Source organism: Paenibacillus naphthalenovorans (assembly GCF_001465255.1).
In the GTDB taxonomy this organism is placed as follows: Bacteria; Bacillota; Bacilli; order Paenibacillales; family NBRC-103111; genus Paenibacillus_G; species Paenibacillus_G naphthalenovorans.
Map to the genome: position 1 here is coordinate 4717137 of NZ_CP013652.1, position 20348 is coordinate 4737484.

The following is a 20348-nucleotide window of genomic DNA, read 5'->3' on the forward strand; positions in this document are numbered from 1 at the left end:
ATAACAGGTAATTCTTGAATATTCAAGAGAACGCCCTTCTTGCGGTGTTCTCTTTTTATATAGATACAATTCAAAAAGCCGGTTGCCCTGAAATATTCAGCGCAACCGGCTTTTTGCGTGAAAGGAGAAGTGTAGGATGACCAAGGTGATCGCCCTCGCCAATCAGAAAGGCGGCGTGGGCAAAACCACAACGGCGGTCAACCTGGGGATTGGTTTGGCAGCCGATGGGAAAAAGGTTTTGCTGGTCGATGCGGACGCGCAAGGCAACCTGACGGATTCGTTAGGTTTCCACGAACCGGATAATTTGTCGGTATCTTTGGCGACATTGCTGGCGAAGACGATGCTGGAAGAATCCTATGAAGCGCGGGAAGGTATTTTGCATCACCATGAAGGCGTTGACCTGATGCCAGGCAATATTGAATTGTCCGCTGTTGAGGTATCGCTCGTCAACACGATGAGCAGAGAAACGATTTTACGCTCGTACATCGACTCCGTTAAAGCCGACTACGACTACGTGCTGATCGATTGCATGCCGAGTCTTGGCATGTTGACCATCAACGCGTTGGCGGCAGCAGATAGCGTTATTATTCCTGTACAAGCGCATTATTTGCCCGCCAAAGGTATGACCCAACTATTGCAGACGATTGCCCGTGTGCGCAGGCAGATCAATCCGAAGTTGGTTTTGGATGGCGTGTTGCTCACGATGGTAGACAGTCGGACGAAATTTGCCAAAGACATTTCCTTTATTCTTCGGCGCGACTACGGTGACAAGCTGCGCGTGTTCAACACCGAAATCCCCTTATCCGTTCGCGCGGCGGAAACAAGCGCCAAGGGGAAAAGCATCTACGTCCATGATCCGGATGGGAAAGCTGCGGAGGCTTATGCTGCCTTCACGAAGGAGGTGCAGAGCATTGGCAGCGAAAGACGACATGCGCGCCAGCATCAAACTGACCACAGTCGCTGATTTATTCTCAACGGAGGAGAGCCGCGCTGATCAACAGCGGGAAAAGGTGATGGAAATACCATTGTCGGAAATCAGCGATTTTCCCGGTCATCCGTTCAAGGTGAAGGCGGATGAAGCGATGCTGGAAATGGCGGACAGCGTGAAGCAATACGGCGTACTGGTTCCCGGCCTGGTTCGTCCGAAGGCGGACGGCGGCTATGAAATGGTAGCCGGACATCGGCGCAAAAAAGCAAGCGAACTGGCAGGCAGAGAAACGATGCCCTGTATCGTCCGCGAACTGGACGACGATCAGGCGACGATCATTATGGTGGACAGCAATTTGCAACGGGAAAATATTTCGCCAAGCGAGAAAGCATTTGCCTATAAGATGAAGCTGGAGGCGATGAATCGGCAAGGACAGCGTACAGATTTAACTCGTTCCCAAGTTGGGAACAAGTTGGACGGGAAAAAATCTAGTGAAGTTTTGGCGGAGCAAGTTGGAGAGAGCAGGAACCAAATATTCAGATATATCCGCCTTACCGAACTGACCCCCTCCATTCTCGAAATGGTGGACGATAAACGAATCGCCTTCAATCCGGCCGTAGAACTTTCTTACTTGTCCGAAGAAGAACAGCAAGCCCTGTACGAAACGATGCAGTCCGAAGACTGCACGCCTTCGCTGGCGCAGGCGCAGCGCATGAAAAAACTGAGCCAGGACGGGCGGCTTAACGTGGATGTCATCTTCTCAATTCTCACGGAGGAGAAGCCGAACCAGAAAGAAAAGATGACCATTCGGCGCGATCGGATCGACCGTTTCTTCCCGAGGGACTTTACCGAAAAGCAAAAGGAAGACCTGATCGTACAACTGTTGGAAAGCTGGTATAAAAAACGGCAACGGGAACAGGAACGTTAGCATGTATCCTGTTCGGCAGGCACTCTCCCCTAGGACGGAGAGCTTTTTTATGCCCATTTTTGGGGAGGCGATTCATGGTGTATTTCACGAAAGGGAGGCGTCGTCAATATGAGCGCCTGATGCAAGAAAGGCCGGGTTTCAACCGCTTTGAAGTTTTGGAGGACGAGGCCGAGCAGCCGCACACGCGAAACAAGAAATCTCGTGAAGCCGGCCAATCAAAGCGAAGCCGGAGAACGAAGAATGACCGCAACTTTCCAGGAAATGAGGACGGACGATGGAAGAAATGAAGCGAATGGTGGACAACTACGAAGTCGTTCAGGCCATCTCCATCGGGAAGGTGGAAGTGCTGCTTGGCATAGACGAAACCAATGCCGAACGTCCGTACATGGTTTGTACCTGCACCCGAAACAATTCTTTGGGTGTCGAGCATTTTTACGCGATTGCGGCCAGCGCAGATTATCTTGAGGCCATGAATGACTTCATTTCCCGTGTGCAATGGGAGTTGGAGGATCTCAAAGAAGAAAGGGCCAGTGTCATGGTGCCCCTAACTCCCCTTACCCAGGCAGAATGTCAGCCGATTCGCGAAGACATGCGCATTGACAACCAGGTTGTCGTCATCCGGCCGGAACGGCTGCGTCCCGAATATCGCACCGCAGTTAATCAGCTTGTGCTGGCGTTAAGCGGTTTTGGCACCTCTGCCTATTCCCGAGGTCGGGCCGTCTATGTGTTAAATCTGTATACCGGAGAAGAGTCTCGCTGGAATCGGGAAGATTTTATCGGCTTAATAACACCGGAGCATATGCCCGCATGGGCGCAAGAAAAGCTGGAGCAGCATCAGGCTGCGACCCAGCAAAAGCAGAAGCTCCGTGACGATGCCCGGTAAAAGTTTCGATAGCAGTTTAAGATTGATTGAGAGGAGACGTGAGCGATGTCGTGGACGTATCGGCACCGCAAGGCACTAATTATCACCGCGATCGCTATAAGCGTTTGTTTACTTGTGGCTGCGGTCATATATTCTCTGAAAAAGCAATCGGAGCAAGAGCAGAATCAGCAGCAAATGAAGGAACACTACGAAAGGCAGATCAAGGAACTGAAAACGATAGAGGAACAATCGCGCAGGAATGTCTGGACCGTGGCACGAACCATTCCGGCCGGAGGCACCGTCACGGCGGAGGATCTCCAGTCCGTCCCGATGCCCGCGAGTCTGGTGCCATCCGGGATGATTACTGAACGGGAAGCGGCCATCGGCAAAAGCGCCAAAATCGAATTGCAGCCCGGAACACCTCTGATGCCATCTATGCTGTACGAGAGCACGCCGATCCCGAAGGATTTGCGGGTGCAAGAATTTCATGTCATTCAACTTCCCTCCAATCTACAAAAGGGACAGTACATCGACGTGCGAATCAACTTCCCGACAGGAGAAGATTATGTCCTGTTAGCGAAGAAGAAAGCGCGGGAGTTGTCAGGAACGGTCATCTGGCTCGAAATGAACGAGAAGGATATTTTGCAAACGTCAAGCGCGATTATCGATGCCTACTTGCAAGGCGCACGGCTGTATGCCCTGCCGTATATCGAGCCGGGATTGCAGGAAGCGGCGGCGGTCAATTATCCCGCAAATCCGAAAGTGCTTGATTTGATGGAACATGATCCGAACCTGCTCGAAAAAGCGACAACCGAGCTTGCCCGCCAACTGCGAACGACACTGGATGACAATCTGAAAGCCATGAGCGAGTCGGACAAACTGCGCGTGACAAGCGGCAGCGTGACGGTTCAGCAGCAACTGCAAAACGAGCGGATTGTTACGCAGCAGGGCAACACGTTACGGGAAACGCCATCCGTGCCGCAACCGTCGGGCACAACGGCTACGAATGATCGCGAACCGCCGGCCGCGCATCCGCTCCCCTCCCCTTCCGGTTCGACAACGACGAATGGGAATCGACCGGAAGCGCCTGCGGAGTCAGCGCCATCTTCACCCTCAGGGGAGTCGCCCGGCACAGATAAACTGGAGAACATTTTTAACCAGTAAAGGAGGCCGTCATGAAAAAAGTCGTGTTTTTCGGCGCGCCGGACAAAAGCCACCTGCTCCTTGTGCTGGGCAAGCTGCTCACGGCGATGGAGCGAAAGGTGCTGATCGTGGATTCCACCCTTGCCCAGTCCATGCAAGGCTATTTGCCGCAAGTAGAATTCGGCGATTCGCTGCGGGAATTTGAAGGCATCGATGTGGCGACCGGGCTCATCACGCGAGCGCAATTGGAACGCTCCCTGCTTCAAGCCGAAGGCGAAGCGGCCTACGATGTCATGCTGCTCGACACCGATCACACGGAATTTGTGAAAGGACGAGAGTTGCCGGGCTATGACAAGCGGGTGTGGTGCAGCAATTATAGTCGGCTCGGCATGCATAAAAACGCGGAGCTGATGCAGCGGCTGTGCCTTCACGAAGCGGAGGGTCAGCCGCTTTCGTTTTACAAACTGATCACCCCTACCTTGCCGATCGCCATACCTGAGTCGTATTTCGATTCGCTGTTGCCGCAGCAGGCTGTACGCTGGGAGGATACCGTGTTCCGCTTTCCGCTGGACGAACGGGACATGTCCGTGGAGCTCGACAACCAGCATCATGGCCGCATCGACATCAGGCAGCTGACTGGAACTTATCGCCGGACCGTGCTCGACATGCTGCAACAGTTGTTTGATTGCGATGCCAAAACGGCCCGGCGGGCATGGGCGCGTGCACGAAAGCGCGCGTGAATCCGGTAAAGTCGCACGAAAGGAGATGAAGCAATGGGTTTTACCGTGGTGTTTTGGAGTCCGATTTCGGGACAAGCCGGTACGACAAGCAACCTGATCGCCTCCGCCGCGCTGCTCGGTCTTGAATATTCTTCGCGTCTTTTGCTGCTTGGGCATTTGCAAAGCGAATATGCAGCCATTGAACGCGGCTTTTATCCAAGGCGGACCTGGATGAACAAAGCGGACGTCTCATCCGATGTAGGAATCGACGCGCTGCTCAGGCTATTGCAAAACCGCAAGCTCGAACCGAAATTGCTTCGGGATTACACGCTGCCGCTGCTCGCCGAGCGCCTCGACATCCTTCCGGGATCGAACAAGCCGGACGTATCGTTTGTTTCGTCGGCACAGGACTGGCTCGTGCCGCTCTTGGAACTGACAAAACGCGCTTACGATCTGGTGTTGCTGGACGGCGGAAGCGGCAATTTGTCGGTGTGGACACAGGCGCTGCTGTGTCAGGCGGATTTGCTGGTCGCCTGTCTGCCGCAAAACATGCTCAAACTGGAGCAAGCTTTTTCGCTGGTGGAGGCGCAGCTTCAGTCCAACCGGAAGCATTTGCTTGTATTCGGACAATATGATCCTCGCTCCGCTTTGACCGTTCAAAATATCAAGCGCCAGTTCCATCGGCGGGAGCCCGCGTACCCGATTGTCCATAATACGGGCTGGCTGGATGCGACCCAACAAGGAGAAGCCGTCCGTTTTCTATTTCGCAACCGGCAGGTGCCGCGCGATCATGAAAACTATCCCTTTATGCAACAGGTGCGGGCATTGGCGCAGGCGATCATCAACAACGTCGGACGAAACAAGCCTCTTTTCGGCGGGAAGGAGGACGATGACCGATGATGTTCGCGCTGAACGCTTTGCTTCTGGCGGGCATCCTCATTGCGATCGGCGTCTTGCTCTATTTGCGTTTGAGCCGCCGCTTGCCGGAGCAGCCGGACGAAAAACCGGTCTATACGCTGGAAGCGATGACCGCGTTCGTGAAAGAGGCGCTGCACGAGATGACGAGCAGCAGCCTGATCGACTTCGGCTTGTCGGAAGAAGAATACCGCCGTCGCAAAAACAAGCGCGCAGAACTGAAGAAGGCGCTGCGGGGCTGCACGTCCGGAGATTTGCGGGACAAGGCGTATGTGAAGCAGGTCATCGCTGATTTGCTCGAGCAGCGCTACCATCTGGACGATAATAACCTGAATCGCCTCCTGCCGTTTGACGATCCGAAAAAATTATCGCCGCAAGATCAGTTCGACATTTTGCTCCATCTGTTTAAGAAACAACATCGATTGAGAGCACTGGACGAACTGATTCAAAAATACGAATTGGATCGCCCCAAACGGAGTATGGAAGACGAAGAGACCGAGTCGTACCGGATTACCGCCGACGAAATCTGCGACATCTACAAGCGGGAAGTACACAAGCTTCCCACCGAGGACAAAACCCAGATCGTTGTGCAGCGGATCTACCAGCAGTACAAAGGGTTTAGCGTCATCGACGAAATCCGTGACATGAAAATCGATGGCGTATCGGGCGGTGTTTCCGGCATCCCGCCCTCGATGTGGGAAGGCGAATGGAGCCTGGAGGAAGAAGCGCTGCTGCGCGAGGTGCCAAGGTCACATGACAGCGTGTGGCTGTTTTATAAAGGGAAATCCATTCATTTAAGCTTTCTGTCCTTCGGCTCGGAGCAAGAACTCCGGCGCGTGTGCCAGAACGTGTACAAACATAATTTTCCCGGCCAATTGTCCGAAGCGAACGGCTTTAAGGTGAACGAAATGGCCGATGGCTCCCGCGTCGTCGTGCTGCGCCCCCGGTTCAGCGAATCGTGGGCTTTTTTTGTGCGCAAATTCGATGTGCAAAACGCAGCGCTGGAACAATTGATTCAGGACGCCAACGCAGAGTTGCCCATTGGACTGATCCGATATCTCGTCATGGGCGAGCGCATCACGGCCATCACCGGCGCACAGGGCAGCGGCAAAACGACGCTCTTGATGGCGATGGTGCGCTACATTCCGGCCATCTTGCCGATCCGGGTGCAGGAAATGAGCTTTGAGCTTCAGCTTCGGAAAATATACCGGGAACGCAACATTTTAAGCTTGCGGGAAACGGAAACGATCTCCGGGCAGGACGGTCTGGACATCCAGAAAAAAACGGACGGCTCGGTCAATATTTTGGGAGAAGTGGCGACCGACCCGGTTGCAGCCTGGATGGTGCAGATGGCGCAGGTCGCTTCGCTGTTCACCTTGTTTACGCATCATGCCAAAACGTTCCGCGATCTCGTCTATTCGCTGCGCAACTCGCTGCTGAAGACAGGGGTGTTTACGAACGAAAAAGTGGCCGAGCAGCAGGTCGTCAGCGTCATCAACTTCGACATTCACCTCAGGCGGGACGCGGACGGACATCGCTACATTGAACGAATTACCGAATGCGTCCCGGTGGAGCAGGAAGCGGGCTACCCGGAGACGTTTCGCCACAAAACGACGACCGAGGAGAAAATGATGGCGTTCATGGAGACGATGCTGGAATATTTCCGCCGCTCGACGGACCGCCCGCTTTATGTCGCGCGGAACGTCATCGAATACCGGGACGGAAGCTATGTCGCCGTTCATCCGTTGTCCGAGCGAAGCCGCAAGGAAATCGCCGCATGCCTCGCCGGGCCGGACCAGGCGGCGTTCGAGGCGTTTTTGGCGGTTCACTGGGGGGATAGCGATGAAAATTGAATGGCTGTCCCTGTTGCTCGGCGCGGCGACGGTGCTGTTCCTCGCGATGGTGGCGATGTTTCAATGGGTATCCCGTCACGGTTCGGACGTGGAGGCCGTTCGGCGGTATGAAGCGCTGCGCAAACCAGGCAAAGCCCGCAAGAAGCAAACGATGTACAGCGTGTTGCAGCAGTTGTATCGCCTATGCGAACGCGTGCCGATCCTGCGCGGTTATTTGCTTCAACTTCGCAAACGAATGACCATTCTCCAGCTTGGCGACGAATGGAAGCTGCGGCTGGAAACGATGAAGACGGCGCTCCTCATATGGGGCGTGCTGCTCGCGGCGGCTGTTCCGCTGGCGCTCGGCGTGCGCGACCCGGCCGCGCTCGGCATGATTGGCATCGGCTTCTGGGTAGGCCACGGAATCCTTTCGGACAATCTGGTCCATCGGCTGGAGACGCGACTGCTCCGGCAACTCCGGCATTTTTTTTCGGATGTGCGTCATCATTATCATCGGCACGGCATGGTGGAAGAAGCCGTTTATGAAGCGGCGGACGGCGCGCCGTATGAGATGGCGCTGCACGGACACGAAATATACGAAGTGCTCACGGCAAGCGACGCCGAGCAGCGGCTGGCGCAGTATATCGAGAGCGCGCCGAACCGCTATTTGCAGGGCTTGGCCGGGCTGTCGCATCTGGTGAAGGAATACGGCGACAAACGAACCGCAACCGGTTCCGTGTACTTGAAGGCGCTTGGGAAGCTTGCGACCGAACTGAATCTGGAACTGCTGCGCCGCGAGCGCCTCAGTTTCCTGTTGCAAGGACTGACCGCCATCGCGCTGTTGCCGCTGCTGTTTACCCGGCCGATCGAAGCTTGGGCCAGCCATTACTTTCCGGCCATGGACGCCTTTTATGCGAGCACGACCGGCTGGATCGTGAAAATCGGCCTGATGGCGGTCGTATGGCTGTCCTACGTTCTGCTGAGGAACATTCAGGAACTGGACGTGAGTCCAAAACCAACCGGCCGGAAAAGATGGGAGAAACGGGTTTACGAATGGCCATGGATGCGCTGGCTTGTGCATCGTTTCGGTCCCGCCCCCGGTTCCCGGGAAGCTGACCGTATGGTCAAGCTGCTTAAAGACACCGCGTCGCCGCTTCGGCTGGAATGGCTCTATGTGCAGCGCATCGTGGCGGCGGGCATGGCTTTTCTGGCTGTGCTCGGGATGTTTATGGCGCTTCATGCCGCAAGCCGGCATCAAATCCTGTATGCGCCGGTAAAGCTGGGCATCCTGTTCGGCCAACTGTCGCCGGAGGAGGAAGCCAAGACGCGCGAGGCGGCGGCGCTCGATCGCCGCATCATCGATCGCGTAAAGGAGGTGAAGCATCGCACCGAAGAAACGGTGATGGCCCTGCTCCGCAGCGAATCGCCGATGACGGGCCAGGACGATCAGCTTCGCGCCGCGGCTCGGCGCATTATGGTCAAGCTCACGAAGCTGGACAATCATTATGTGAAGTGGTGGGAAGCGCTCCTCGCCGCTCTCGCGGGATGGGGCGGCTACGCCATGCCGGTCGGCGTTCGGTTGTTCCAGCGGCGCATGCGGCAGATGGAGATGAAGCATGAAGTGGATCAACTGCATGCCGTCATCGCCATGCTGGCAGATATGGACCGGATGTCGGTCGAGCATCTGCTCATCTGGATGGAACAGTTTGCCCGCGTGTTCAAGGAACCGCTGCAAACCTGCTTGCTCCATTTCGAACAGGGCGCGGATCAGGCGCTGGCGCAGCTGAAAGAGGATGCGCCGTTTGTGCCGTTCGTCCGCACGGTCGAAAAGCTGGAACTGGCTGCGCAAAGTTTGCCGATCCGGGAAGCGTTCGACGACCTGGAGTCGGAACAGGCTTACGCGCAGGAGCAGCGCAAACAGGAGTACGAGCAATTGATCGAGCAAAAGGCAGGCTGGGGAAAATGGATCGGGTTTGCGCCGATGATGGCTCTCATTTTCGGCTATCTGGTCATTCCGCTCGTCATCGTCAGCTTGCACCAGATGTCCGTATACTACGAACAGCTTCAGCGCATTCAGTAAGCGGACATGTTGCGGCGCTTTCCAAACGGGAAGTGCTTTTTTTATTTCCTACACCATTTTGAATTTGAAGGAGAGATCGGTTCATGTCGAACGCGCAAAAAGCACTCGTGATGGCGGCAGGCATTTTTCTTGCCATCGCGCTCATTACCCTCGCCGTCGTATTGTTTATTTCCGCGCAAGACTCCACCAAGGCGGCGCAAAGCAATTTCAGCAATATCCAGACGGAGCTGTCGCAAACGGCGTTTACGGTGTACGACAACACGACGTTGTCGGGCAGTCAGGTGGTCAACGCGCTGCGCAAGTTCAGTGATAAAGAAGAGTTCGGCATCCAGATTGTCACCGGGAAAAATCCGGCAGGTCAGTGGTACGGCAAGGTGATCAACACGGGTGTTCCAATCGACAGTGTGACCTACGGCTCAGTGGTTGGTGAAGCGCCGGGGCAACTGAGCCATGCGCTCGATGAAGCGAATATCAACTACGTCAATCCGAGCGGCAAATTTCGGGCGCAACTGGTGCACGATAGCAGCAACGTCATTCGCGGCATCGTGTTTCGGCAGCAGTAAGCGCCCTTACTGACATCACAACGCTGATGGGGCGTCCTTTCGGGTATAGACGGACGCCCAGTTTTTCCAAGGAGGAAGCCGATGGAACATGCCCCCAGAACGATGCTGGAAATGAGCGTGGCCTGTCTTCTCTTTCTGATGGCCGTAACAAGCGGACTGCTGCTCTTTCAAACCGGGGCCGCGCTGAACGCCACCGCCTATGTGTCGGGAAAGTCGCTGGATCGCAACATGCAGATGACGTTTTCGCCGATTGCCGGCGACGGCACCGTATCCGGCGCAGAGGTAGCGCAATCCATTGCCCGGCTGGAGACGGGAGACGCGGAAATTGTGGTGGACGGCGTTCGATACGCGCCGCCGCTCGATCGGGACCCGTTCGTCCCCGCCGGCATTCGCCTGAATGCCCGGTATACGGCAGTCGCCCAGCGGGATGCGTCCGGGCGGCTGCTGCGTCTCATTTTTGCTTTGCGCTAAGGAGAATGCCATGAACAGTTTCTCGAAAGTTTTCGCGGCGTTCATTGCCGTTCTTTTGCTCTACCTCTACCCCATTTCCGCAGCCTTCGACCAGCAGGACGATATTTCGGAGTTGGTCGTCCTGCGGGCGACGACAACATTTGTGGATGCGGTGCGGGACAAAGGCTTTGTGTCGCCGACCATGTATACGGACTTTATGGAGGCGATTGCGGCAACGGGCAACACCTTCGATGTGCAAATGGAACACGGCAGCAAAAAGTACGTGCCGGTTTATGACGACCCGACAAGGCCGGATACGTTTCGGGGCAGCTACGAAGTGCACTACGACCTATTTTACAACGCGCAGATTTTGCCTGTGCTGTTCCCGAACAGCGCGGCCGCAAAAGACGATCCGGCGAGACGTTACAAGCTGCGGGCCGGCGACACGTTTGCGGTCACCGTCAAAAATACGAACCGGACTCCCGGCACGATCCTGTTCGATTTTCTGAACCAGGCCATCAGTCCGAACGAAAAAATCTTCATTCCTTACGGCGGGGTGGTGCGCAATGAGGCTGATTGAATGGGCCATTGTCGGAGCGCTTATTTTTCTGCCGTTTGCGACCGTGAACCGGATCGAGGTCGAAACGCAGCGGAAGGCGCTACTCTCCGAGCTGCGCTATAACACCGCGCTGGATGCGGCGGTGGATGATGCTGCGCGGATGTTGACCGTCAATGCGAACCAGCAGCGGGAGACGCAATACGAATCGGCCAAGCGGGTGGCGCTGAACAAGGACGAGGCGATTGCCGCTTTTTATCGGACGCTGTACGCAAGCTTCGGCATTGCCGACGATCCCGTTGCGCAAGGCGTGTTGAGTCGGTATATCCCGGCTATTGCGGTGATTGGTTACGACGGCTTCTACGTCTATGCCGAGGAGGAGTGGACGGGAGCCGATGGGCACACGGAACAGAAACCGGTTTGGGGAGCGAAAAAGCCGTATGCTTACGCCGATTCAACGGGCAACAGCCTTTCGTTCACGCTGGATGATTTCGTCCTCGCTTACGATGCGATCAGCCGGAGCTGGCACGAAGGCTTGCGGGCCGACGTCGGGCAGCAGACGAATATTGCGTTATTAAAGGATGCGGAGCGATTTGAGCAGGTGCGCCGGAGCACCATCGTCCGCGCAATTGAAGACGAACTCGCGTACCGGATCAATAAACACAACGAATCGGTTTCCCGATTTGGTCTCTCCTACACGTTTACATTGCCAACGATTTCACAGGAAGATTGGAACAATACCGTGGATGACGTCGGGGTGCTTGCTTTCATCCAGGGCATTCCGATGGGAGGCAAGTTTTACAACAATTACGCCCTCGGCGGAAGCCGCTTGCTCAAGAAGCCGGAGATTGTCGGAGCCAGGAAAGGAAGCATGAAGGTGTATTACCGCAGCACATGCGGCTTTACTTATCCGGTGGAAGAGACGTTTTCCAGCGAAAAAGCGGCCGCGCAAAAAGGCTATATGCCGCTGGACTGTCCGGTCTCGCCATCTTAACGAGACGGCGATGTTTCGGAAAGTGGACACGCCGTCGGATCGGTTCTATGATGAACGTGTCAGTCGAAATCTTCCAAACTTGTCATGACCCCTATCAAGAGAGGAGCAAATGGCGTGAGAAAATGGATAATTGCAGGACTTGCCGCCGCGATGCTTTGCAGCTTGTTCACCGTAACAGCAAGCGCGGCGAGCCGACCTCCGTCTTTTGTCAGCGTCGTTATGGACGGACAAAAAATCTGGTTTCCCGATGCACAAGCATTTGTCGATGAAAACAACCGGACGCTCGTGCCGATTCGATTCATCGCGGAACAGATGGGCGCAAACGTAGGCTGGGAGCCCAAAACGATGACCGTACCGATTGAGCGGGACGACCTGCATATTGTGCTTACGATCGGTGATAGCAAGGCGCTCGTCAACGGCAAAGAGGTGGCTTTCGATTCGCAGGCGATCACCAGCGGCGGCCGGACGTTTGTCCCGCTGCGTTTTGTCAGCGAAGCGCTGGGGGCGGAAGTGAATTGGGATAGCCCAACATCGACCGTCTTTATTTCCACACAAGAAGAAGCCAATGAGAAGTATGATGAATGGGGCCGTCTGATTCGCACAACCCATTTGCCGAAGAACGCGAAAGATTACCCGTACATTCTGGCCGATGTGCCGAATGAAGCCTATGAAATGGCCTATCCCTACTCGCATCCTACGGACAGCAAGGTTTCATCGGTATTGTATTCAACCCTACCGGAATTCAATAAGAAAAACGTGGATATATGGATGAGCCGACTGAAAACGTTTGGTGCACTCTGGCTGAACGTAGATTACAAAACGATTGACAATTCTTGGGCGCAGGCGGTATTTGCCACGAAGGTGCAAAGCTCCAATGCGGAATTGAAATACATCCGGCGGTATGTGGATTGGGTTAAAGAAAACAAGATTCAAATTGAAGGATACCTTGATCCCGAGCCTTCCATGATCTATAAAGACGGGTTTGGAAATAATTATGTACGTTCCAAGTTCAGAATCAAATTCAACTCATTCACGGAAAGTAAAAATTTGCTGTACGATGAGCGGTTCCCCAATGACCGCAAATTCGATAAGCAGGTTTGGTACGAAGGTTACGCGGATATTTCTCTTTCCACGAATGTTGGCGGCGATTGGGGCAGTACATTGAAAGTCGATCCGGGAGCCAGTTTATTCCGCAATTATTTCATCAGAAAGGCGGACTCGGAATAGATGAAGAAAAACAAATTCATAAAATCGGCGTTGAGCGTGCTTCTGGCATGCTCTTTTTTATTTTCGGGTTTTCCTTTCGCAGCGAAAGCCGAAACCCCCAAAGTAAGAACGGAGGCAGGAAAAATCAGCTTTGAAATCACAAGTACGGCTGCAACATCGTCCATTAAATACAGAACCGTGGGTTGGACGGTGCGCCGTGACCAATTATGTACGAATACGGCGCCAAAACAGTGCGGCGATCCGAGAAGCGGCCAACACGCTTCTTTTTTGGATCAGCAAGTACGGCAAGTAGGACAGGAACCGAATCCGCCCATCCCCGGCCAGCCTGTCACGACCTATTACGAAGTCAGCGAGGCGCTCGTCACGGAAGGCATGTGGAAAGCGGGCATGGGCGACATCAAAGACAACGACGACTTATATTTGTATGCCATCATGGTGTCTATCGACGGAAACGGCAACGTGCGCAAAGGGCCCTTTTATACGCTGGACGAGATCAAGAGGGCCGAACCTTGGGCGCATCCGGACGACTTGGACGATTATTTCGGCATTCATGTGCCCTATCGAAGCGCGGAATTTCCGGTCGATGTGATTGCGAAAACCGTAGGCGGCAAAGTCATTCAAAATCCGGAAGTTACGTTTCAAAAGGGCAAGTACAAAGTCGGAGAAACGATCAATCATGAATTTCCCGAAACAATTGAGGACAATGGAAAAACGTATACGATCGTTCGCTCCTATTTATCGCCCAAGCAGGACCCGACGCGGAAAGACTGGCTGCAAGAAAATCCCGAAACGAATCCGAAGGTGCGAATGCGAAGCTTTACGGTGCATCTGGGCGGAACGGACGCGGTTGCCGAATATGCGGAGAACAATCCGGTGAAGGCCATCTATCAAAAAGAAGACGGCACCAAACTCAAAGAAGTGGACAAAGGCGTTTTCGCTACCGGGGATGAGGCGAATCATACGTTTGAAGGACAAATCACTTCCGGCGGTCAGACGTATGAAATCATCCGCTCTTACATTACGAACAATAACAAACCCGACGAAAAGCTATTCATTCAGGAAAAAGGAGACGCGAAGCTCCGGGAACGATCTATCCTGGTCGGATCGGGCGGTTCCAATTTCGTAGGCATTTATAAAATCCCCTCTCCGGTTACGGTGACATCCCGAATCGAAGCGCCGGACAATGTCGCTTCCTCAGTCACGACGGTGGACGGGGATTTTGTTTTTGAAGCCAAGTCGCAGAAGTCGTTGAAATCCTATGAGATCACCAGCATCGAGAACGCAACATTGGCCGTGCCTAGTGACAAATCCGGAGCGCTCAGCGGACTGACGGCCAGCAAGTCGCTACCGATCAAAATTCCGTTCGCTTCCGGCTCCAGCGTGACCGTCAAAATAACGGTCATCGTGAAAGATACGGACGGGAATACCGGAGACTCCACTTCGGATCATACAGTACGGAAAGGAGACGGTGGCGGGGAACCGCAGCCTGGCGCTTCCCAGCAGGCCGAAGTGATGGAGCCAAGCGTTTCAGCCGTCATTCAGGCGGATTCGCGCGGCGCAGAAAAATTTGATGTGCTGCAAGGCATTCCGACTTCAGAGAGCCTGTATGTGAACGCCTTAGCCAAATCGTACTTGTATCGCAACACGTTCACGGAAACGACCGGCACGAAGCAATACCCGATTCAGGTGAGCAAAACGTACACCCTCACCTGGACGGAGACGCATCCCGGCCCGCCCGATGCAGATGGGAATCCGACGACCATTACCGTTCCGCGTTCAGATACACAGACGGTCACCAAAAACTATTCGATTGAACGCAAGTACAGCTTCTGGACGATTCAAAATCTCGAAGTGTACGGCATTCAAAAGGCGACGGTCTCCAATTATGCGCTTCCTTCGGGAACGGTTACGCTGGAGCCGAATGGCTATGCGCCGCCAACCGTTTCCGCTGCGCATGATGCGTCGCTCAGCGCGCATATTACCGATCCGGTCTATACGAATGTGACGCTTCCCGGGCAAACAATTTCCGGCGGTTCCAGCCGTCCTCCTGTTCCGAATGAGGACTGGAGGTCAACTGCAGAAAGCGCCATCGGCAAGATCAAGGTGAAAAACGACTCGTTCGTTTTTAACGGAAATACAATCATGGACAACCGGACCGTCGAGGAAAAAGCGCCGACGCCGGGGGCGATACCGGCCCCGCCGATGGTCGGGCAAGATGTGCTGTATAGCTCAGGCTATGTCATTGACGCTTCCAAAACGAACAAAGCGAATCAACCGAGCACCGGCACCATCTTTTATACGCTGGTCAAGGGCATTGGCGGCGGGGAAAACAAGAGCTATCCGATCGGCGGCATCAATCCGGTGACGGTGCATACGCCTGTCGTCAATTGGGCGTCCGTATCCGACGACCAGGCGCATAATCAGAAAACGCAGCCAACCGCCGGACGTGCTGCGCTCATTCTGGACCGGCCCTTTACCGTAACGATTCCGACAAGCGGCCCGCACAAGGACATCAAGGGCTACGGCAATCGGGATTATGCCAAGTATATGAGGGACAAGCAGGTACGCTTTCCGTTCGATGTGTACAAAGCGGATCGTACGACGTTCGTCCCCAAGGACACGTGGGTGTCCATCCCGGTCGGCCAGTTGCAGACGACCTTCTACTTGCCCGTTTGGGTGGACGAGGGCCATTACGACGTGTTATTCCGAACGTTTGCCGAGAACAGCCCGGCTACCTTCACGTCCCAAATGAATGCCAACCTGGACTTGTCCAACCATGTGGCTGCGCAAGCGGTTCCAGTGGAAGTGATCGGACGTCTCTATGATTTCCGCATCACCGACATTGCCGATTTTGCATGGGAATCGGTGTTCCGCACCCAAAAGGGCAGCGCGACGCCGACAGGAAACGCCTATTGGGTCGGAACGAAAGGCATTGACGGCGCACCGCGCGGCAATACCCCACCTTACGTGCTGCCGGTACGGCAAGGCAGTCATCCCGAGAGCGGCAAGAAAAACGTAGCGGTCAAAACGGGTTACCATTTCAAATTCGAAGTCATGACGAAAGGCAACATGTTCGGCTCGGGCGACGGCATCCTCATTACACCGACGTTTTATTTTGTGGACAGCAAGGGGAAGAACAGGCAAGAAGTCGATCTGTACTATCATTCAGGCAGTCGGCGGTTTATTCGTATCGGCTCCAGCGACGATGCGGAGAAACGTTATGTGACGCTCGACGCTCGCCTGCGCAATGTGCCGAAGCAGGAGTTGACCGACACCGCCGCAACGCTTTGGTCGCTAAACGGTTCGCCCGGAGACAGGCAGACGTTTATCGATCAATATGTAAAGGATGCGCAGAAGCCGACCTATGTGGGCGGCTACGATATCATGCTGCTGCCGCCTCAGCTTCGGACGTTTGTCGGAAGCACGCAGGTGCCCTCCGGCATCGGTGCGGCCCGCGCCAACGCTTCGGTTCAGCGATGGCGGGGGGACTACAGTTTGCCCGCCGCGCCGTACGTGGTGCCGAAAGGCTTCAATCTGGCCGAGTACGGCCGCACGCACCGGCTGGACGACCATGCGCCCGTATTTCTAAAGGATGGGTATATCATCGTCAATTTCAACATCGAAACGATCCGCGATCAAGACTTGAACCATCCGCATCTGCAATACAAAAACGCGCCGCTGGACAATCAGTGGCGGATGGAAGGGTTTCAGCGCAGCTTCGTCGATCCATACGGGGCAACGTTCTCCCTGCTGGACGGCGACGTCGTCTTTTATCATGCCAATTTGTCCAGCTACGACGACTTTGGGACGGGAGGCACCCATTAAATTCACCAGACGGGAGGGATAAACATGTTGGAAAAGCTGCAAAGTGCCGCGCCAGAGGATACGGCTTATTTTTATTCCGCTTCTGCCGCAGAGGAGATCGAACGTGGCTGCATCGGCCACCTGCGCGGCGATTTTGGGCGGTCGGGCGAGGAGTTCTGGGTAACCTGGTTTCCCCGGCGCTCTCCCTTTGAAACGACTGCTTTTAAAGAAGAATTGGGTAAGGTCTTTCAAGCTATCGGCGATCAGAAGGTGCTGAAAAGCCGCCAGCATATGTTACGATTTTGCAGCGAGCATCCGGAGGCGCGCATCGGCGGTGCTTGGAGCACGGATGTATACGGGTTTTGCATGCAAACGCAGGATCACCGCTACTATTTGCGCTGCTTTCCCTTTGCCGGGGATTACAACTTTTACTTGTACTGCTATGCCCGGCCGGAGCGCTTGGTGGAGCAGCAACAGCAAGCGCCTTCCACGCCTGCCGCACAGAAGAAAAAAACGGAAACGCAACGATAGGAGGACGCAATGAACGATCTCACTCGTTATCGGCTGCTGGACGGAGCCTCGCTTCCGCTTGCGGCCAAGCTGGTGTACTGCTATTTACTGGATTTGGCGGGCGGAAAAAACAGCCGCGTGTGGCTTTCCTCCCGTCGGCTTGTGGCAGATATCGAACTTTCCCCTTCTATGTGTGTCGCAACCTAGAGCGAACACCTACCAGCCGGGAGGAAAAGAATATGCTGGAAAAACTGCAAACGGCCGTGTCGGAAGATGCGGCCTATTTTTATTCCGCTTCAATAGAGAAGGATACGAAACGGGGTTGCATCGGGCATCTGCGCGGTTATTTTGGCAGCAGCGGCGAGACGTTCTGGGCAAACTGGTTCGAGCATTTGCCAGCGCTAAAAACGCCGGCTTTCCGGGCGGAACTGGATGCGGTTGTGCAGGCACTGACGGAGCAGGGATGGCTTCAAAGCCGCAGCCGAATGCATCAACTTTGCATGTCGCATCCGGAGGCCCGATTATCGGGGGCGTGGCATTCCGGTGTATACGGCTTTTGTTTTCAAACAGAGCGCCATCGGTACTACCTGCGTTGTTTCCCGCATGCGGGAGACTACAATTTCTATCTGTACTGCTACGTCCGGCCGGAGCGTTTGTCGGAACGATCGCCGGGGCGATAGCGTCTGCCGAGGAGGAAGTTTATGAATGATCTGACCCGGTATCAACTGCTGGCCAAAGCGAAGGTATCTCCTGCCGCAAAGCTATTGTACAGCTACCTGATGGACCGCGCGGGCGGGCGGCATGGTTCCATCGTGTTGTCCGGCAAAAAGCTGGCTTTGGAGGTGGGCATTTCCCCTTCCACTGTCCGCCGCAATCTGCACCTGTTGCAGCGTATCGGACTCCTTCGGATTACGGCCCGGTACTCCGAAGAAGGCATTCGCCTGACCAATCAAATAACGTTTCTGTAAGGGAGGTGCTCTCGTGACAGCCAAGTTGCAACGTATCGTCGAACTGGCTGCCAGCACGGCTCGCACGGTGACGAATCAGCCTGACCGCTGGGCGGATTTTTTGCGGACGGCGGCTTGGAACTATAAATATCCGTTTCAGGATCAACTGTTGATCTACGCACAACGTCCGGACGCGACGGCTTGCGCGCCGATTGACGTCTGGAACAAACGGCTGGATCGCTGGGTCAAACGCGGCGCAAAAGGGATTGCCCTGATCGAAGATCGGGGCAACCACTTGGGCCTGCGCCATGTGTTTGACGTATCGGATACCCAGAGCAGACGCCAGCCGCAGGTGTCGCTTTGGCGTTTGCAGGACAGCGATGCGGCTCATGTGATGGAGACGCTGGAAAATGCGTTCGGCGCGCCGGATGAGATTGAACCACGTGCGGATCTGCCTGCTGCGTTCCTTGCTGCTGCGCGGAATGCGGTGGATGACAACAGCGCCGATTATGTGGCGGAGTTGATGAAAGAGCGGGAGCACAGTTTGCTGGAAGACCTGGATATTTCGCATGTGGAGTTGTTGTTCAAGCAAACAGCCAGAACGGCCGTCGCTTACATGGCGATGATCCGTTGCGGACTCGATCCCGCACCTTACATCAGCATCGAGGATTTGTCCGGCATCGGTTATTTCAACACGCTTCCTGCGTTGTCCCACTTGGGCGCAGCGATCAGCGATGTGTCCGAGATGATGCTGCGGGAAATTGAATCGACCGTCCGGGCGTTGCGCCGGGATGCACAACGTGCGAATGAGGGGCAATCGTTTCATACCCTTGCAAGACCCGATTCCTTGCCGCACAATGAAGCTACTCGACAAGAAAGGAAGGATGAACATGGAGCTGACGTACACGCAGCAAGGGGATTATCTGCTGCCCAACCTGACGCTGAGCGAAGCGGGGACGACCATCGGGAAGTACGGGATGATGCGCAAGACGTTTCTGAAAACCGAGCGGAAGGGCATGTACGCCCATCTGATGTTGTCGGAGCAGTTGATCCGGCATCTGGCGGACATCGACCGGACGGCGCGGGAGCAGATCGACCGGACGATGCAGGAGATGCTCGCGTCTCACCCGGCACCGGACAAGGCGAGCGATCCGCTGGGCTGGACGGGACACATGAACAACCTGAAGCAGCAGGCGGAGGAACTGATTCTGGCGGAACTGATTTATCATTAAAATGGTTTGATCGGGAAACGGAGGACCGAAGTCTTCCGTTTTTTCACGACCATGCCATCATCAATGACATGCTCCGAGCCGCGCCGCTGCGGGAGAGCAAGTCGGACATTGCAGCGTTTTTCCTTGCTCATGAGGACGAGCGCGAGCGTGTGTTGTATGTGCGCGGTTTGTTTCCGGCAGGCATCACCGAACTGACGCTTGATGAAGGTGTGCAGGCCGGGTTTGAACCGTATCGCAACGTTTTGCATCTGTGGACGGGGACGGCGGATGAACGCACGGCGCAGGGCTTTTACGATTGGGGTGTCATCGCCGGGCATCTCGCCAGCATGATGCTGTTGAACGAATTTGACTTGTCGCGAAAGTTAGAACCCTCCATCGAGCAACAGACGCTGTGGATGGAACAAGCGGAGGACGCAAAAGCCTCCGCTTTTTTCATGCCGCAAGCGGTCATTGACGCCATTTTGCAAAACGGCAGCGGTATTGAGAACGGCAAGTATCGCATTGCGCTGCATTTCCAGCAGTCGCTGTCCGCACAGGAAAACGCCGATTTCCTGAAACGGGAATACGGAACCGGCGGGCGTCTTCCCGCGCTGATCGGCACGGATATTCACATGAATTATGACAGCAAAGGCATCACGCTGACCCGCGGCTCGATCCT

At 54.9% G+C, this 20348-nt stretch carries 20 protein-coding genes; 19 read left to right on the forward strand and 1 reads right to left on the reverse strand.

The features are described from left to right. Window positions 1–136: 136 nt before the first annotated feature. From IJ22_RS23265 to IJ22_RS23350, 18 genes are all read left to right on the forward strand, one after another. Complete coding sequence (locus tag IJ22_RS23265; RefSeq protein ID WP_062410471.1) at window positions 137–964, forward strand: ParA family protein; 828 nt, start codon at window positions 137–139, stop codon at window positions 962–964. Further along, window positions 912–1856: a ParB/RepB/Spo0J family partition protein gene (locus IJ22_RS23270; RefSeq protein WP_432806744.1), complete on the forward strand. Its 945-nt coding sequence runs from the start codon at window positions 912–914 to the stop codon at window positions 1854–1856. Before IJ22_RS23265 ends, IJ22_RS23270 begins: the two co-directional genes overlap by 53 nt. Before the next feature lie 274 nt (window positions 1857–2130). Beyond that, on the forward strand, window positions 2131–2739 hold the full coding sequence (locus IJ22_RS23280; protein WP_062410473.1) for a hypothetical protein: 609 nt from the start codon (window positions 2131–2133) through the stop codon (window positions 2737–2739). A gap of 45 nt (window positions 2740–2784) precedes the next feature. Continuing rightward, window positions 2785–3882: an SAF domain-containing protein gene (locus IJ22_RS23285; protein ID WP_062410474.1), complete on the forward strand. Its 1098-nt coding sequence runs from the start codon at window positions 2785–2787 to the stop codon at window positions 3880–3882. An 11-nt stretch (window positions 3883–3893) separates the two neighbouring features. Further along, window positions 3894–4601, forward strand: a complete 708-nt coding sequence (locus IJ22_RS23290; RefSeq protein WP_062410475.1) for a hypothetical protein — start codon at window positions 3894–3896, stop codon at window positions 4599–4601. A gap of 33 nt (window positions 4602–4634) precedes the next feature. After that, entirely contained in the window at window positions 4635–5480 is an 846-nt protein-coding gene (locus tag IJ22_RS23295; RefSeq protein ID WP_062410476.1) for a ParA family protein, read from the forward strand. After that, window positions 5477–7348 carry an ATPase, T2SS/T4P/T4SS family gene (locus IJ22_RS23300; RefSeq protein ID WP_062410477.1) on the forward strand — a complete coding sequence of 624 codons (1872 nt, stop codon included), beginning with the start codon at window positions 5477–5479 and terminating at the stop codon, window positions 7346–7348. Before IJ22_RS23295 ends, IJ22_RS23300 begins: the two co-directional genes overlap by 4 nt. Next, window positions 7338–9407, forward strand: a complete 2070-nt coding sequence (locus tag IJ22_RS23305) for a hypothetical protein (RefSeq protein WP_062410478.1) — start codon at window positions 7338–7340, stop codon at window positions 9405–9407. The genes IJ22_RS23300 and IJ22_RS23305 overlap by 11 nt, the downstream gene beginning before the upstream one ends. An 83-nt stretch (window positions 9408–9490) precedes the next feature. Then, on the forward strand, window positions 9491–9970 hold the full coding sequence (locus IJ22_RS23310) for a hypothetical protein (RefSeq protein WP_041052829.1): 480 nt from the start codon (window positions 9491–9493) through the stop codon (window positions 9968–9970). An 81-nt stretch (window positions 9971–10051) separates the two neighbouring features. Further along, window positions 10052–10441 (forward strand): hypothetical protein, encoded by a 390-nt coding sequence (locus IJ22_RS23315; protein ID WP_062410479.1) that lies wholly within the window; start codon window positions 10052–10054, stop codon window positions 10439–10441. A 10-nt stretch (window positions 10442–10451) separates the two neighbouring features. After that, a complete protein-coding gene (locus IJ22_RS23320) occupies window positions 10452–11000 on the forward strand; it encodes a hypothetical protein (RefSeq protein ID WP_062410480.1) in 549 nt (182 codons plus the stop codon). Continuing rightward, the gene (locus tag IJ22_RS23325) at window positions 10987–11970 is read left to right on the forward strand and encodes a hypothetical protein (protein WP_062410481.1); all 984 of its coding nucleotides are present in this window, start codon (window positions 10987–10989) and stop codon (window positions 11968–11970) included. The genes IJ22_RS23320 and IJ22_RS23325 overlap by 14 nt, the downstream gene beginning before the upstream one ends. Before the next feature lie 114 nt (window positions 11971–12084). After that, window positions 12085–13197, forward strand: a complete 1113-nt coding sequence (locus tag IJ22_RS23330; RefSeq protein ID WP_062410482.1) for a copper amine oxidase N-terminal domain-containing protein — start codon at window positions 12085–12087, stop codon at window positions 13195–13197. Then, window positions 13198–17022: a DUF5704 domain-containing protein gene (locus IJ22_RS23335; protein WP_235594203.1), complete on the forward strand. Its 3825-nt coding sequence runs from the start codon at window positions 13198–13200 to the stop codon at window positions 17020–17022. 24 nt (window positions 17023–17046) lie between these two features. After that, entirely contained in the window at window positions 17047–17532 is a 486-nt protein-coding gene (locus IJ22_RS23340; RefSeq protein WP_062410483.1) for a hypothetical protein, read from the forward strand. A gap of 9 nt (window positions 17533–17541) precedes the next feature. Then, window positions 17542–17718 (forward strand): hypothetical protein, encoded by a 177-nt coding sequence (locus tag IJ22_RS26410; RefSeq protein WP_160327402.1) that lies wholly within the window; start codon window positions 17542–17544, stop codon window positions 17716–17718. A gap of 32 nt (window positions 17719–17750) precedes the next feature. After that, window positions 17751–18191, forward strand: a complete 441-nt coding sequence (locus tag IJ22_RS23345) for a hypothetical protein (protein ID WP_062410484.1) — start codon at window positions 17751–17753, stop codon at window positions 18189–18191. 21 nt (window positions 18192–18212) lie between these two features. Continuing rightward, the gene (locus IJ22_RS23350; protein WP_062410485.1) at window positions 18213–18479 is read left to right on the forward strand and encodes a helix-turn-helix domain-containing protein; all 267 of its coding nucleotides are present in this window, start codon (window positions 18213–18215) and stop codon (window positions 18477–18479) included. Here IJ22_RS23350 and IJ22_RS26855 read toward each other — a convergent pair. Further along, a complete protein-coding gene (locus IJ22_RS26855) occupies window positions 18421–19284 on the reverse strand; it encodes a hypothetical protein (protein WP_235594204.1) in 864 nt (287 codons plus the stop codon). The genes IJ22_RS23350 and IJ22_RS26855 overlap by 59 nt on opposite strands. 64 nt (window positions 19285–19348) lie before the next feature. Between IJ22_RS26855 and IJ22_RS26860 the strand changes: the two genes are divergently transcribed. Continuing rightward, on the forward strand, window positions 19349–19690 hold the full coding sequence (locus IJ22_RS26860; RefSeq protein WP_235594205.1) for a TnpV protein: 342 nt from the start codon (window positions 19349–19351) through the stop codon (window positions 19688–19690). Window positions 19691–20348 lie beyond the last annotated feature (658 nt).